Below are 16691 nucleotides of genomic sequence, written 5' to 3' on the forward strand. Positions count from 1 at the left end.
ACTGTCCTTATATGTGCGTGCTGTTAGCTTCGCTTGACTTATTGTGCGCTTGCGACATTTCTTCGCCAGATTGGTTTTCTAAAGTATTGTCTCTTTGCCGCTTTAATACATTGAAGTATGCGTCTTCGAGGGTTGCCGGCGCTGATTCGAAGCCCTCAGGTGCACTTTTGGACATGACATGCAAAACGGTACGTCCAGCAAATAAACGTTTTGATATAACATCGTACTTGTCTTCATAGGCTTCCATTTCTTCGGGCAGTATCGTCTTGCGCCATACTTTACCTTGTAGCGAATTAGTCACTTCCACAGGATTACCCTGCAATAAAATTTTGCCTCCACCTAAAATAGCCATATTAGGACAAAGTTCAGACACATCGTCTACGATGTGCGTCGATAAAATAATGACTTTATCTTTACCTAAACTAACCAACAAATTATGAAAGCGGTTTCGCTCTTCTGGATCAAGCCCCGCAGTGGGTTCATCAACAATCAATAAGTCTGGGTCGCCCAGCAAGGCTTGTGCAATGCCAAAACGCTGCCTCATCCCCCCTGAAAAAGAACTAACTGCATTTTTCCGATGGGCAAACAAATTAGTGTGGGCGAGTAGACCTTCTACCGCTTCGTGTCGTTCACTTTTTAGCGTAATACCTTTTAAAATGGCTAAGTGATCGAGCAAGTCATACGCACTAATACGAGGATAAACACCAAATTCTTGCGGTAAATAACCCAAGCGTCGACGCAATTCATTAGACTGCTCTATCACGTCGATGTCGTCAAACTTGATAAGGCCATCATCAGGTTGTTGCAAAGTTGCTATCGTTCGCATTAGTGTAGATTTACCTGCGCCATTAGGCCCTAACAAGCCAAACAAGCCTTTGGGGATATTAAGTGATACGCCATCTAAGGCTTTAATGCCATTTGAGTAGGTTTTATTCACATCGGTGATAGTGAGCATAGAATTTCCAAGAATAAGGCCAGTCACAAAAAGCGTTTTTTAAACGCCCTACTTATAAGCTCTAAGGTAACAATGCAAAGAAGGAATGGAAAGTAGCATTATGCCTAGAAGTGTTTCGAAATGTGTTTGCTTTTGCATCTAAAGTCACATTGCTTAGCTTATTTAGCGGGCAATGTACTTAATCGGTCATTTCTCCACGCAACGCTCTACCCATATCGTGCCGCATTTGCGCTAAGTTAAGGTCATTTTTACTTAATAAATAATGTAATTTCGCCAAGGCAGCTTCAGGCGTGATGTCTTTACCTGAAACAACACCGGTTTCCTCAACGTATTTGCCGTTAGCATAGCCCGACATATCAACCGTACCGCGAATACACTGTGTACAATTAACCACAATAATACCTTGTTGAGTAGCTCGTTCAATTTGCGCCAATAGCTGTGGATTTTGTGGTGCATTACCCACACCATAGCTCAGTAAAATAAGCGCATTTACGGGTTGTTGAACAATGTTTGTAAGCACGGTGCTACTAATACCGGGATACAAACTTAACATCCCTACTGGTTGGCTCTTAATAGGGCTTACGACTAATTCAGATCCAATATTTTTTAATTTAGGGATACGGGTATTAACTTCTATATTTATACCCGCGGTCAACAAATGCGGGAAGTTAGGTGAGCCAAAAGCATCAAAACCATCAGCGTCTACTTTACGCGCACGGTTGCCGCGAAACAATTTGTTGTTGAAAAATAAGGTCACCTCACCAATAGGATAATTTGCCGCGATGTACAGGGCATTTAAGAGGTTGGCTTGGCCATCAGAGCGAAGCTGTGCTAGCGGTATTTGCGAGCCTGTAATAATAACCGGCTTTTGCAAACCTTCAAGCATAAAGCTCAATGCTGAACTAGTGTAGGCCATAGTGTCTGTGCCATGCAATATGATAAAGCCGTCGTATTTTGCATAATTGTTTGCAATATCTTGGGCGATTGTCTGCCAGTCAGCTGGCACCATGTCACTCGAATCGAGTAAATTATCGTATTCATGGATAGTAAAATCAGGCATTTCGCTGCGGTGGAACTCGGGCATCTTTGCCAGGGTCTCGCTCAAATAGCCGGCAGCGGGCACGAAGCCCTTAGCAGAGGGTTTCATGCCAATGGTACCGCCAGTATAGGCAATGTAGATGTGCTTTTTTATGTTCATAAATGTCATACCTCGCAGATAAGGTGAGCGATGCTACTTAACAAAAAGCGTCTTCATGGCTTGTAGACTTGCTTCATCAGCTTTATTTACCGGACCTAAATTAACCCATTTAGCCAACACAGATTCGGGACTTATTTCACTTTCACCTTGTAGTTTTGAGGCCATTATCTTCAATTGTAACTCTTGCCGAGACGATTCTTCCCCAATCGGCATTTCAACAAAGGGAACATTTAACAGAATGCTTGCCACTTGGCATAAAGCAAGTCTGTCTAAATTAGTGAGCAATTCGTGCTCTGAAACTTTTCCTGTTACCCAAGTTTTATACTTGCCAAGTAGATTCTCATAGGCTTCAGGTAACTCTTGACTGCTGTAATTTTCTAAGAAGGTAAATAGTTCACTTAAAGCCGATGCCTCTCTCACTTCTCGTAACGTAAGCGACGTTTGTTCATAAACATCATCCAATTTGCTCAACTTACCTTGTACTTTCGCCGAATTTCCTTCGTCAGTTTCATTAGCGATAGCGAGTAACTTTGCTCGCTCTTGCTCATAAAATTGTAAATCACTTAGGGATTTGGCCGATTTCACCTTTGTGATAATGCCATTTATCTCTTTATCAATGGCAGCATACTCAGCTTGTTGCGCATCACGCTTTTCGTTAATACTTCTGTGATACCTATTGAACAATGCATCATTCGCTTGTCTAAATGCTTGCCATAATGCATTGTCAGTGTTTTTACCTGCAAAACCTATTTGCTTCCATTTTTGTTGTAGGGACTTTGCTTTTTCAATCGCATCTAACAAGGCCTCGTCATCTGTAGATTCTTGGTCTAACTTTTGCGCTTGATTCACTAAATTTTGTTTTTGGGTAGCATTTTGCTGCTGGGCCTCTGAAATTACTGCACTAAGAGGCTTAAGAACGCGACTAAACTCACGTTTAACCTTGTTGACAAGAGGCTTTTCTAGCTCTCCTACCGCACTGAATTTTGATTTCAAGGCACCCATTTTTGATGCCAATTCAGAAGCTGGTAAATTCGCATCTAAGGCTTTCGCTTCTTCGATTATAGCGAGCGCCTTTTGATAATTTTGCTCGCGCTGTCTTTCTAATTCAGCAAAAAAAGCCCTGCAAGGTACAAATGCTTTTTCTATAAAAACATCAAAGGCTTTATTGTCGGCTTCGTCTTCAGCGGTATGAAGCTGGCCTAAACTATTCCATTGTTGACGCAACTCTTTAACGCTATGGGCACGTTCAAACGGGTCTTCAAACTGGCTATTGGCTAAGGTCTCGGCTTGCTTTAACAATGCAGGTTTGCGAGGTTGTGCAATGTATGCCTGCCAATCTTGGAGTTTACTCACTTCCTCATTGGTGTCTTCAAACGCTTTTTGCAAACGCATTGATGCATTTTCTGAGACTGATTGATAAAGCTTTTGCACCTGATGAAACATCGCCATGGCGGCCTTAAACTTACCATCTTTTATCATTCTATTGATGGCTTTAAGTTTACTTTCACATTTCGCTTCTAATTGACGGTAATACTCATTCAAGTGCTTCACTAAGCGATTTGCAGTGCTTAACACATGCGAAAATTCTTGCGATGTTTGCTGCGGCAACAAGCCTTTAGCCTCAGTTTTCAATGTAGAGAAGGCATTCTTGAGATCATCGATTTGCGCTTTGAGTGCTACGATTTCCTGTTTAGATACTGTCGATGGTTTCGACGCCGAAACGGGATTTTTGTCTTTATTTGCTAATGAGGATTCAATTTCTGTTTGTTCAGAACTTTCTTGTGCTATCGCGCTACCATCTTGATAGTTGCTGACAATATCATTGAGTGTTTCGATTATGCTTCGACCTTTTTGCGCAAACGCACGCACATCAAACACACTCGATAACTGTTTTTGCTGTTGTCTGATAGTGTTATTCAAGCGTTCAATATGATGCGCATGCGCTTGTGTCTGTGCACGCTGCTTTACGCCATCAAGTTCATCACTTGCATCGCTCAATGCCGAGGATAAAATTTTCACCTCTGCATCAATATTATTGCTAATACTGTCGCTATTTTCTACTGTGTGAACCTGCGCTAATAAGTCAATTTGATTTTGAACTTGTGCGCACCTCTCTTGGATTTCGCTAATATCGTTGGTCGTTTGCTTCAACAACAATTGCGCTTTATGAGTCTCTTCTAGCTTACTCAACTTTTGCTGAACATCTACTTTAAGACCCAAGTATTTTTCTGTTAATGTCGCTTGTGATAATTCGTCTAGGTAATGAAAATCGGCCTTAACTTGGTCAAATTCGTTGCTAAGTTGCTCGTATTGGTGACTAAGGTGTTCATAGTCTTGGGCGTCTTTTAAGGCAAGAAGCCTAGAATTGATCATCGTAACTTGTTGCTTTATTTTGATTGGTTTTTCGACAATCATGCTCAACTTAGTTAACTTGTCATCAATCCTTTTGGCTACATTTTCGCTTTCAGTCGATTTACCTAGCCTGCTTAATAGTTTCGCATCATCAACTCTTTCAACAATCTCTAGTTGCTGAGACTCACTTGCATGTTCTAAGAAAAAACGGCGAAGATGATTGCTATTGTTCAAAGAGAATAAAATCTCTATGCATAAACTGTCGTGAGCTTGTAGGCGTTTACTAGAAAATAACAATTGCTCAAGCAAAGGTTTGTTCTTACTTTCACTTACATAAGTCTTAAACAAGTCCTCTGACACTGCGTTAGCGTCTTCAAGAAGTGTTTGACACATATGTTGCGCTTGCTTCTTAATACGCGTTGAAGCCGATGATTCAGACGACTTCATCCATAAGGAAAAAGAGTTAAGTTTATGAAGAGCGGCGAGTGAAACCTCATCATTAGCGTCGTTAAAGGCAAGTTCATGTAAAATTCGTTTGTCTTTTTCTGCTTTCGCGTTTAATTTTTCAATGCTTGCAATTCGTTTATCGGGGTCATTGCTTTTATAATTTGGGGAAAATAACTGACTAAAAATCATCCTGTTTGAACCGCGCTATATTTGTTTCGTTAGATTGTGCTTGTTTAAGCTCTTGTTGTAATTGTTGACGTGATTTCATGACGATATTGCCGTCTTTTCCAACAGTCATATGCTGATCAGATTGCTCTACCTTTGCTTGGTAAAGCAACACCGCCTGCATAACTGTCTCACGTTGTTCATTGCTTAACTCGTTGCCATCAAGCCATTTGCCAGTTTCTATTGCTTGTTTAAATTTGTTATAAACGTCTTCAGTCATCATCGCTAAAAGCTGTTCAACCTGCATGGGGTCCCCTTATCCTAAAAAAAGATTTACAATAGCGCGTGATACTAGAGGATATGTCAGCTATGCGCATTCGTGTACAACTCAACTTCGTTTGGCGAGCGTAATCCTTACTCGATTTACCGCATACCAAATAAAACCAATCGTCGTCACGCCTATCGAAGCATTGTACATCATAATGCCCTTTTCACCTGCAGGGAAATCACCTAAAAACACAAAATAACACCCTATGATGAAAAGCAACATTGCCAGCATTGATTGATTTTGGATTTTCTGTAATTTTTTATACCTTTGCATAGACAGTTTACGTCTAATGTCATCAGCGCTGGCTTGACCAAATTCGTAGTCACAATGTGAGCAACTTTTCGCTTTGTCTGAGATTGCTTTATTACAAGCGGGGCAATTTACAATAGCCATACTATTTTTCCAAATTTAATAACAGAGACAAGCGCTTTGCTAGCTATAATAGGCAGCTATATGGCTACCCATAATTGTAGAAGCATTTGCCTTATTTATTTACTCTGCTCCAGTACTCTTTAATTGAGTCTTTCATTTCTTTACGAAGCAACAAGATACCTATTAAGTTAGGTAAGGTCATAACAACTATAGCAACGGCCGAAAGCGTCCAAACTAAGGTGGTATCTGAAACAGCCGCCCATAAGAAACCAAATACGTAAACAACACGATAAGGCATTACCGAGCTAGGCCCTAACAAATAAGTCATGGCTCGGTCACCATAGTATGACCAAGCGATTGCGGTCGAAAAAGCAAACAATAGCAGACCAATAGATACAATATACTGGCCGTAGCTACCAAAAAATCCTTTGGTAAAAGCGAGCGTGGTGAGTGTTGCTGAGTGAATCAATGATTTACCTTGTACGATAATATTGTCGCGCTTAATACTACCGTCAACAATGACCAATGTGCCGCTAAACAAATCTTCTAACGAGCCTACGTGGTAGCTTACTTCTTCAGCAAAAGAACGCGCATTAATTAAAGTGAATCCGCCTGTTACTGCGACACCATTGACTACCCGAATCTCTCCATTAAAGGGCTCTACGTTAGTGCCGTCAAGTTTGTTTAAGTACTTAAACACATTGCTAGCATCTTCGCTATCGTCTTGCGATAGTTCACCTTGCACGTAATACATATCAGAGCGTTCAAATACGTTTTCATGTTTCTCGCTCCACACGCCTGAGCTTAAAATCACAAGCCCAGTAATCGTACAAATAATAATGGTGTCGATGAAAGGCTCTAATATAGAAACCATGCCTTCAGATACGGGCTCGTCTGTTTTTGCAGCAGCATGGGCAATAGGGGCTGAACCTTGGCCTGCTTCGTTAGAGAACAATCCGCGGTTTACGCCACGGTTAAAAGCATATGCAAATGTTGCACCCAAAAAACCGCCAGCGGCAGCTGAACCGGTAAAGGCATCAGTAAAAATTGAAACGAAAGCAGGGCCAACATTTTCAATATTAGCAAAAATAACCGCAAACGCACCGATTAAGTATATAAGAGCCATAAGCGGCACTACTTTAGACGTCACTGCGGCTATGCGAGTAATACCACCTAATATTACCAAACCAAGTAAAACAGCTAATACACTACCTACTAACCAAGGCTCAAAACCAAAAGTAGCTTCCATCGTAATCGCAATACTATTACTTTGCGGTAAATTACCTGTACCAAATGAGCTAATGACCGTCGCGATGGCAAACACAACAGCCAACCATTTCATATTGAGGCGCTTATCCATATAGTACATAGGGCCACCTGAATAAGTACCATCAGCAGTTTTATCCCGGTACTTGTGCGACAGTGTGACCTCAACAAACTTTGTCGTCATGCCAAAAAACGCTGTCGCCCACATCCAAAACAAAGCTGCAGGACCACCTAAAAATATAGCCAGTGCCACACCACCAATGTTACCCGTCCCGACAGTACCTGACAGCGCCGTGGTCAACGATTGAAAATGTGTGGTGTCACCAGGTGCATCTTTTTTATCAAGTTTTCCTGATACGACTTTCCAAGCGTGCTTAAAGTAGCGTATTTGAGGGAATTTTAAATATATCGTAAAAAAAGCACCTGTTCCTAATAATACATAAGGGAACCAACTGGCGGATCCTAAAAAGCTATCTAGAAGTTTAAAAAAATCGTGTAATACATCCACTTTGGTTTTCCTTTTTATTATTTGCGTAGCGAAATTAAGGTTACGCTTATTGTTTTTATACTAACATTTTCAGTTGTCGTACTTTTTATTTTAATTTTTTTACTACCGCAGTAATTGCTACTAGCACGTCTTCGCCCAATTGACAGCATCGCGGTATTGACCAGCCAAAACTCGGGTCTGGAAGATTCGCATTGTCTTTAAAAGGCATTTCAAGCGTATAAGCAAGGCAGTCGAATTTATGCCCTACTGCGTTACTGGCTACTGTTAGGTTTGCTTTTCCTGGTTCGTCTTTATCATAACCGTGAGTATCTTGAAACTCAGGGCTTACTGCTAACAAAGCCTGTTTAAAAGTGTCTTCGAGCATCTTTAGACGCTCACTGTAGTTAGGCAGACCTTCACTACCTGCAACAAAATTATATGGTAGAGCTTCATCACCATGCACGTCTAAATACATATCAACACCGGTTTGCGACATTTTGTTGAGCACGTGAAAGACCTCGGGGCTTTTGTCCGCGCTTGGTGACTGCCATTCTCTGTTTAAATTTACACCTAATGCATTTGTACGTAAATGACCTCTTGCTCCACCATCGGGATTCATGTTCGGTACGATATAAAATATACAATTCTGTAAAAGCGATTTAGCTACGCCATCATCTTCATCTAGTAAACGATCGAGCAATCCTTCCACAAGCCATTGCGCCATGGTTTCACCAGGATGTTGGCGTGCTGTTATCCAGACTTTATGCTTGGCAACAGAAGCTGCTTCAAGTTCGCTATCGTTGACATCAGGCTCACCAATAACGAGTAAATTTATTTCTCTTCCATCAATGGTGTGACCAAGTAACTCGTGACGACAATCAAAACTCATTTGCGCATTGGCGATTAAATCTAAGTGTCGCTCGTAACTGTAGGGTGCAAAATATGCGAAGTAGACGCTGTCATACTCAGGAGTAAATTCAATAACAAGCTGATCACCTGTAAACTGAGTATCTACTCTAAACCATGTTTCTCGATCGTAAGATGCCACTGCTTGATAATCTTTCCAACCATCCGGATAAGCCGATTTAGCGAGATCATTAATGTGTAATTTGTGCTCAACAAAAGGTGTAGAATGCAGTTTAAAGTGAAACCATTGATAATAATCTGATTGATTGTCTTTGTTTATGGCAAGGTGAATGTCACTAGGCGACGCTAGCGACAATACTTTTATATTACCACTGTCGAATTGACTGTTGATAAACATAGGCTGGTCCATTCATTGTTATTATTCTTTGAGTGCATCTTAGCAAACAATATAGAATTGCAAAACCTGAAATAAAAAAAGCCACTTGATTTAACCAAGCGGCTTTTATTGCTGCTGTTTATGCACTCATAGTTAGCTTAAGGCAAAATAGGCACTGTTAACTCAGCCATGTCGTTAACCACGTGCATCACCTGGCAACTATAGCCAAATTCATTATCGTACCAAACGTATAAAGTCGCACGGTTTTCAGCAACAATTGTTGCTTGCGAATCAACAATTGCTGGCGCCCGCGTGCCGACTAAATCAGTAGAAACGATTTCAGTAGATGCAGTGTAGTCAATTTGACGTTGTAAATCGCTGAACAAAGAAGTGTTACGCAAAAACGTGTTTACACTCTCCTTATCCGTACTGCTTTTTAAATTCAAATTTAGAATCGCCATTGACACGTTTGGCGTGGGCACACGAATCGCGTTTCCTGTTAATTTCCCTTCTAATTGCGGGTAAGCTTTGGAAACTGCTTTTGCTGCGCCTGTTTCAGTAATCACCATATTCAAAGAGGCAGCTCGTCCTCTTCTCTCAGCTTTGTGATAATTATCAATCAGGTTTTGGTCATTGGTAAACGAATGCACAGTCTCAACATGACCACTCGCAATACCATATTCTTCATCCAAGGCTTTTAGCACCGGCGTTATAGCATTTGTGGTACAACTCGCTGCAGACAAAATCTTGTCACTTGCCAAAATATCGTGATGATTAACGCCATGTACGATGTTCTTTATGGCACCCTTACCAGGGGCAGTAAGCAACACTTTGGCCGCACCTTTAGCTAATAGATGTTGTGACAAGCCCTCTTCGTCACGCCACATACCTGTATTATCGACGATGATCGCGTTATTTATACCATATTTTGTATAATCTACTTCGCTAGGATGATTTGCATAAATGACTTGAATAAATGAGCCATTCGCTTTTATTGCTTTGCGCTCTTCGTCTATTGTGATGCTGCCATTGAAAGGACCATGTACTGAATCGCGGCGTAATAAGCTTGCGCGTTTGGCTAAATCACCATCTTTACCGCCGCGTACTACAATAGCTTTTAAACGTAATTTGTTTGCTTTTCCTTGACGTTCTATCATCAACCTTGCTAATAAACGTCCAATCCTACCAAAACCATACAGGACAACATCTCTAGGTTCATGTTCATCTAATTTGTCAACCACGGGGCTAAGTTTAGCGCGCAAAAACTCATGCAAATCCTTGCTTTCAAGTGTGTCTTTCGCGTAGTTAAATTCATAAGCTAATTTACCAATATCGATTTGGCATGGTGCTAAGTTCATCTCGCTTATTGCTTCTAAAATAGGCCAACTCTCGCGCAGGCGAAGTTTAACACCTTCAAATTGGCGAACGCTGCGATGCGCTTTTATGAGATCAATCACGCTTGCATTTAATAATGTACGTCCATATACCAAAATTTCTATTGCGCTGTTGCGATACAAACGACCTACGATTGGCAGCATTTTTTCGGCATATTCCTGCCTTTCTTGCCAACTCGACTGTAACTCTTGTTCAAACTGCTGATTCATCTACTTCACCTTTTGCTTATTGCGGTAACTAAAATGGAGCCCGCGCGCATTCTAAGCAATGTTTACAAAAATTCCAAATTGGTGAAAACTTTCAGATTATGGCAATTTGAGTGGATATGGCGCAATAGTTTTGTAATTCGTTGACAATAACGAATATAACTAGGCTCTGTGCAGCTGATTAATCTCGTCACTGCCGCAATATTCGCAAAATAGGCAAGCGTATTTCGTAATTAAATTACATGAAAAAAGACGCGATATACAACTAAGGTCGTTATTAGCTGACTAAGTACAAACGACGCGCGCACTATATTACAACTTAGAAGCAGCGCCTAGTCTGCGCTTATTTATTGCGAATTCTGCTTTGTAAGCGCTGTGCACTCCCCCAAGCTAAATGGTATTTTTGATGCTCAGGCTTATCTGTCCGTGAATAAGTATGGGCGCCAAAAAAATCTCTTTGCCCTTGGAGTAAATTAGCCGGGAGCACATTGCAACGAAATGAATCATAGTAGTTAAGTGCGCTACTTAAGGCTGGGGTTGGAACACCCGCAAGCGTAGCATTGGCAACCGTTCGTCGCCAATTGCTTTGATAATCTTTTATTTGTCTAGCAAAAAAGGGGTCTAACAATAGATTTTCTAAATGTTCGTTATTTTCATAGGCATGGCTTATTGACTGTAAGAAAATCGCGCGGATGATACAACCGGCTCGCCAAATTTTAGCAATCTTGGCAAAATCTAGTGTCCAATGATGTTCTTTTGCTGCAATAGCCATTAACTGAAAACCTTGCGCATAAGCACAGATCTTCGCACAGTAAAGGGCATCATGAAGTTGTTGAATAATGAGATGCTTGTCAATCTCACCTTTATTCGTCCCTTTAAGTTCATCTAACAATGCGATATCAGGTTTCGCTAAAACACTGCTCGCTTGGACTCTTTGTTCCTTAAAGGCTGACAAACTTCTCGCAAAAACAGCTTGTACAATTGTTTGTGCGGGGCTGCCTACCTGCAGTGCACTTACCGCTGTCCATAAGCCTGTTCCTTTTTGACCGGCCTTATCAAGAATAACATCAACCAGCGCTTGATCTGCGTTTTCAGGATCTTTTTGCGCAAGTACTTCAGCGCTTATTTCCATTAAATAACTGTCTAGTACACCTTCATTCCAAGTAGTAAATACTTGGCTGACTTCTTGTGCACTCATACCTAACATTTCGCGCATCACATGATAGACTTCGCAGATTAATTGCATATCCGCATATTCAATTCCATTGTGAACCATTTTGACATAATGTCCTGCGCCGGCAGGCCCAATATAGGTCGTGCATGGTTCGCCTTGCGTTACCGGTTTGCCTATCTCATAGTCTTCGATAGGTCTTCCCGTCACTGGGTCGACTTTAGCAGCCATCGCATTGAACAATGGCGCCACACGTGTCCAGGCATATGGATCGCCGCTAGGCATAAGTGAAGGCCCAAAGCGAGCACCTTCTTCGCCGCCCGACACTGCTGTAGAAAAAAATATGAATTTACCTTTATAAAGCGTTTCACGCTCGACCGAATCGGTCCATAAACTATTACCGGTGTCTACCACAATGTCATCTGCTTGTATGCCAGCATCAATAAGATGTGAACAAACGTGATCAACCGGCTCGCCGGCGGGTACCGAAACAATGATAGTGTGTGGCGATTTTATCTGAGCAAGTAACTCGGTATAAGAAGTACATCCGATGAGTCTTGCACTTGCTGTTTTATTTTCGAGAGCATCTTGGGATAAAGCTTCATCTACTTTGCCTTGATCTAAATCGAAACACGCCACTTTGTAATGATTGTCAGCCAAATTTAAGGCCAAATTTTTGCCCATGACGCCAAGGCCTATAAATCCCACATCACATAATGCATTTGAAGAAGCAGTCATAAGGCTATTCTCTTTATTAGTTTTTTAGTTTTTTAGTTTTTTTAGTTTTTTGTAAATTCGCATGGACCTCGCTTGCATGATGAACAGAGGGTCAATTGGAAAGTGTACATAGCTTTTAACATCCACAACAGCTGTATTCAATTGGCATTCCCAATCGCTATTTTTTTGTAGAATGGGTAAATTAAACTCACGATTTTTATCTAAACTATTAATACAAAATAACCACTCTTGCTGCTCAAAGCCCATACCTTCAACGATTTCTCCGACCACATGCAATGCAAAACAGTGATGCTCATGATTCACCCAATCGATATCAGATTTGTGACTACCATCGCGCCGATACCAATCCGCACTTTTCACATTTTGTTTATTGTCATACAGATCGTCAGCGAAATTCATTTGCTGTAACAGCGGGTTCGTATTTCTAAGTGCAATGACATATTTGCAAAAATCTAAAAACGCCTGTTTACGCGAGTCTAGCGTCCAATCATACCAATTGATATTGTTGTCTTGGCAATAAGCATTATTGTTTCCGTTTTGGGTTCGACTTAATTCATCACCACCTAATATGTGTGGTGTTCCTTGACTCAATACCAAGGTAGCAAAAAGATTTCTTTTTTGTAGTTCTCGTATGTTTAAAATAGCGCCATTTTTGGTCGGGCCTTCTACTCCATAATTGGCGCTTAAATTATGATTGTGCCCATCACGGTTTTCTTCAAGATTAGCTTCGTTGTGTTTGTACTCGTAGCTCACAGTGTCGTGAAGCGTGAAACCGTCGTGGTATGTCACATTATTTACACTTGCATGCATTGGCCTGACGTTTTTTCTAAATATATCTCGAGACCCCATCATGCGAGTGGCAAACTGCCCTTTTAAACCCTTATCACCACGCCAAAATCCGCGTACAACATCTCTAAATTTATCGTTTACTTCTAGCCAATAATTAGGATATTGCCCCAACTGGTAGCCGCCAGGTCCAATATCCCAAGGCTCAGCTAGCATTACTGCATTTTTAAGAATGGGGTCTTGGCGTAAAATTTTAAAAAAGGTCGCGTTACTTTTAAAATCGTAGACTTCACGGCCTACAATACTGGCTAAGTCAAATCTAAAGCCACTAACACCCATCTCACTTACCCAGTAACGCAAGGCATCAATGAGCATTGCCATCACGAAGGTATCAGAGACTTTCAAAGTATTTCCGCAACCTGAATAATTAATGTATTGGGGAATATCTGATTCGTCATTCTGTTCAATCAAATAAGCATGAGATTCAAACAAAGCTTTAAAGCTCAACACAGGCCCGTCATAGCCACTCTCACAGGTGTGGTTGAAAACGACGTCTAAAATGACTTCTATGCCTGCATCTCGGTAACTCTGGATCATCTCTTTACATTCAGCTAGTGCATCAGAGACTGCATATCTCGGCTCTGGGGCAAAAAAGTTTACTGGATTATAGCCCCAATAATTAGTAAGTCCCTTGTCAGTAATGAAGGGTTCTGGCATGAATGCCATTAAGGGTAAAAATTGTACGCTGCTCACACCTAAGGCTTTTAAATGGCTAATAATGGCTGGATGACAGGCGCCTAAATATTTTCCCTTTATCGCATCGGGTACTTCTGGATGACGCGCGGTTAAGCCTTTTATATGGGTTTCATATATCACTCGATGCTCGGGTTTTATATTCAGGGGCATAAGTTGATTGTTAGATCTATCCACTATATGTGCTTTTGGAACTAAAGCATGTGAGTCTCCCTGGTATAAACTCGCCTTCCATTGCAATGGCCGATTTAAAGACCTCGCATAAGGGTCAATCAAGAGTTTGTTTACGCTCGAGTCAGGATGAGTTTGCCTGTTTTTCTTAGGCCGGATGCGAATACCGTAAAGGTGTTCATGGTGCACCTTGCTTATCATCCCGCACCATTTTGATTGGTTTCGTTGTTGCAACGCTATTTGTGCTAATACTTCCTCGTTTTTATTAAACAAGCAAATAAACACCTCTTCTGCATCGGGTGCATAAATTGCAAAATTACACCCTTGTTCGCCTAAAGTAGCACCTAGTTGATCAAAGTTTCCGGGAAGTAGTTCAAATGATCCTGCCTGATCATTTCTTTCAATATTCGACAGTAGAGACTGCTGACTCATTCTATTATGACACTCTATTGTAATTGTTGATTAAGACGCACTAAATTTAAAAAACACGGTTGCTAAAGGCGGTACAACAATTTCTATACTGTCAGTTAAACCATGAGATGCAATCGCATTACTTTTGATCGTTTTTTTGGTTTTATATCCACTACCGCCAAATTTTTGATCATCAGTATTTAACACTAACTTATAAGTTCCTGAGTGTGGCACACCTATACGAAAACGTTCATGAACTAGCGGTGTAAAATTGGTAACCACAACAATTGTTTCATTTTTCTTGCCACTAAAACGAGCAAAAGAAAACACAGACTGATCACTATTATGTAAATCTAACCATCTGAAACCGGCATGGTCATGATCAAGTGCATGCAAGCACTTTTCTTTGACATAAAGTTTATTCAGTGCCTTATATAAACTATTGATACCTTGATGAGGGTTGTTTTGCTTTTCGTCTAAACAATGCCAATCGAGTGAGCTATCATGATTCCATTCTGTGTATTGCCCAAATTCATTGCCCATAAATTGAAGTTTTTTACCCGGATGGCCAAACATAAATCCATAATAGGCACGCAAGTTAGCAAATTTCTGCCATTCATCTCCCGGCATTTTTTGAAGCATCGAACCTTTACCGTGCACAACCTCATCGTGGGATATGGGAAGCACGAAGTTTTCGTCGTAGGCGTATACCATTGAAAAAGATAATTCAGAATGATGATATCTGCGATATGCAGGATCTTTGGCTATATAGTGCAACGAATCGTGCATCCAGCCCATATTCCACTTGAAACCGAAACCTAAACCACCACCAGATACCGGTTTAGACACGCCCGCAAATGACGTAGATTCTTCTGCTATGGTGATGGCGTTAGGGAACTTCTCATACACCGCCGTATTCATCCATTGCAGCAGACTGATTGCTTCATAGTTATGATTGCCGCCATCCACATTGGGGATCCATTCACCATCATTGCGTGAATAGTCTAAATACAACATAGATGCTACCGCATCTACTCTTATGCCATCGACTTTGAATTTGTCAAACCAAAACAAAGCATTTGCAACCAAAAACTGGCGCACTGTGTCCTTGCCGAAATCATAAATACATGAATTCCAATCTGGATGCCAACCTTTGCGAGGGTCTTCGTATTCGTAGATATGCGAACCATCAAAACGCGCCAAACCGTGACCATCTTCCGGAAAATGTGCAGGCACCCAATCTACAATCACGCCAATATTTTTTGGTGACACTTGTCAACGAAGTACTTAAAATCATCGGGCGTTCCAAAACGACTAGTTGGTGCAAATAAGCCGACAGGTTGATAGCCCCAAGAACCATCAAAGGGAAATTCAGAAACAGGCAATACTTCTATGTGCGTATAAGCCATTTCTTTCACATAAGCGACTAGGTCTTCCGCGAGGTCTCTGTAACTTAAATATGTTTTATTGTCATCACCTGGACGTTTCCACGAACCTAAATGTACCTCGTAAATGCTCATAGGCGCATGATAAGGGTTCGTTTTAGAAGCATGCCATTTAGCGTCTTTCCACTGGTAAGCGTTATGATCGTAGACCACAGATGAATGCGAAGGATATTGGTGTTGACTAAATCCGAGTGGATCAGATTTGTCAGGTAATTGATTGCCGTGCGCGTCTTTTATCGAATATTTATACAATGCCCCAGCTTGTAAGTTTGGCATAAATAATACCCAATAACCCATATCGGTTTTTTGCATTGGGTGGCTAACTTTATTCCAATAGTTAAAATCACCAATAAGCGATACCGCACTTGCGTTCGGCGCAAAAACAGCAAAACGCACGCCGTCAATACCGCATTGTGATGTAAATAACTGTGCACCTGCTTGTTCATACAAGTTTGCCGGTGCATGATCAATAAAATGCACGGCACTATATGCCTCGTCAGAAAACTGGTACGGATCAGTGTAAATATATTCTCCATCCACAGTACTCGCAACGACTTCATATGGCCTATACTTGGCTGCATTTCCTGATAGGCTTAGGGTAAATAAACCCAATTTAGATTTTTTCAAATCACCAATTTTTTGCTTGCTGCGAATATCCCGAATAAATAGCGCTGAAGCCTGTTCAAACCAAATGCTTACTAATGCATTCTGACCTTTATTGATCCACCCTAATTGTGTGAATGGGTGTGGGCAGCGCCCTTCTACAAGTTGTTGCTCAAAATGCATTTAAAACCTCATTATT

At 41.1% G+C, this 16691-nt stretch carries 10 protein-coding genes and 1 pseudogene; all 11 read right to left on the bottom strand.

All coding sequences use genetic code 11. The features are described from left to right. Positions 1 to 7: 7 nt before the first annotated feature. Entirely contained in the window at positions 8 to 955 is a 948-nt protein-coding gene (locus tag AC0L6H_RS17345) for an ABC transporter ATP-binding protein (RefSeq protein ID WP_473390456.1), read from the bottom strand. Between the two features lie 178 nt (positions 956 to 1133). Further along, positions 1134 to 2147: an asparaginase gene (ansA, locus tag AC0L6H_RS17350; RefSeq protein ID WP_473394571.1), complete on the bottom strand. Its 1014-nt coding sequence runs from the start codon at positions 2145 to 2147 to the stop codon at positions 1134 to 1136. Between the two features lie 39 nt (positions 2148 to 2186). Then, positions 2187 to 5141 carry a DUF349 domain-containing protein gene (locus AC0L6H_RS17355; RefSeq protein ID WP_473390457.1) on the bottom strand — a complete coding sequence of 985 codons (2955 nt, stop codon included), beginning with the start codon at positions 5139 to 5141 and terminating at the stop codon, positions 2187 to 2189. After that, positions 5131 to 5424, bottom strand: a complete 294-nt coding sequence (locus tag AC0L6H_RS17360; RefSeq protein ID WP_473390459.1) for a YeaC family protein — start codon at positions 5422 to 5424, stop codon at positions 5131 to 5133. The genes AC0L6H_RS17355 and AC0L6H_RS17360 overlap by 11 nt, the downstream gene beginning before the upstream one ends. A gap of 81 nt (positions 5425 to 5505) precedes the next feature. Continuing rightward, on the bottom strand, positions 5506 to 5838 hold the full coding sequence (locus AC0L6H_RS17365) for a hypothetical protein (protein WP_473390460.1): 333 nt from the start codon (positions 5836 to 5838) through the stop codon (positions 5506 to 5508). A gap of 91 nt (positions 5839 to 5929) precedes the next feature. Next, entirely contained in the window at positions 5930 to 7591 is a 1662-nt protein-coding gene (locus tag AC0L6H_RS17370; RefSeq protein WP_473390461.1) for an alanine/glycine:cation symporter family protein, read from the bottom strand. Positions 7592 to 7676: 85 nt separating this feature from the next. Then, a complete protein-coding gene (locus AC0L6H_RS17375; RefSeq protein WP_473390463.1) occupies positions 7677 to 8834 on the bottom strand; it encodes a M14 family metallopeptidase in 1158 nt (385 codons plus the stop codon). Between the two features lie 137 nt (positions 8835 to 8971). Further along, positions 8972 to 10417 (bottom strand): glyceraldehyde-3-phosphate dehydrogenase, encoded by a 1446-nt coding sequence (locus AC0L6H_RS17380; protein WP_473390464.1) that lies wholly within the window; start codon positions 10415 to 10417, stop codon positions 8972 to 8974. 340 nt (positions 10418 to 10757) lie between these two features. Next, on the bottom strand, positions 10758 to 12323 hold the full coding sequence (gene gndA, locus AC0L6H_RS17385) for an NADP-dependent phosphogluconate dehydrogenase (RefSeq protein WP_473390465.1): 1566 nt from the start codon (positions 12321 to 12323) through the stop codon (positions 10758 to 10760). A 24-nt stretch (positions 12324 to 12347) separates the two neighbouring features. Further along, complete coding sequence (glgX, locus tag AC0L6H_RS17390) at positions 12348 to 14465, bottom strand: glycogen debranching protein GlgX (RefSeq protein ID WP_473390467.1); 2118 nt, start codon at positions 14463 to 14465, stop codon at positions 12348 to 12350. 30 nt (positions 14466 to 14495) lie between these two features. Continuing rightward, positions 14496 to 16675, bottom strand: a pseudogene (gene glgB / locus AC0L6H_RS17395) (1,4-alpha-glucan branching protein GlgB). Between the last annotated feature and the right edge of the window lie 16 nt (positions 16676 to 16691).

The organism is Glaciecola sp. G7-5 (assembly GCF_055808975.1).

Excerpts from the sequence above, each read along its gene's own strand:
- AC0L6H_RS17345 (WP_473390456.1), bottom strand. The coding sequence starts at position 955 with ATGCTCACTATCACCGATGTGAATAAAACCTACTCAAATGGCATTAAA.
- AC0L6H_RS17355 (WP_473390457.1), bottom strand. The coding sequence starts at position 5,141 with ATGATTTTTAGTCAGTTATTTTCCCCAAATTATAAAAGCAATGACCCC.
- AC0L6H_RS17360 (WP_473390459.1), bottom strand. The coding sequence starts at position 5,424 with ATGCAGGTTGAACAGCTTTTAGCGATGATGACTGAAGACGTTTATAAC.
- AC0L6H_RS17365 (WP_473390460.1), bottom strand. The coding sequence starts at position 5,838 with ATGGCTATTGTAAATTGCCCCGCTTGTAATAAAGCAATCTCAGACAAA.
- AC0L6H_RS17375 (WP_473390463.1), bottom strand. The coding sequence starts at position 8,834 with ATGTTTATCAACAGTCAATTCGACAGTGGTAATATAAAAGTATTGTCG.
- AC0L6H_RS17380 (WP_473390464.1), bottom strand. The coding sequence starts at position 10,417 with ATGAATCAGCAGTTTGAACAAGAGTTACAGTCGAGTTGGCAAGAAAGG.
- gndA (WP_473390465.1), bottom strand. The coding sequence starts at position 12,323 with ATGACTGCTTCTTCAAATGCATTATGTGATGTGGGATTTATAGGCCTT.
- glgX (WP_473390467.1), bottom strand. The coding sequence starts at position 14,465 with ATGAGTCAGCAGTCTCTACTGTCGAATATTGAAAGAAATGATCAGGCA.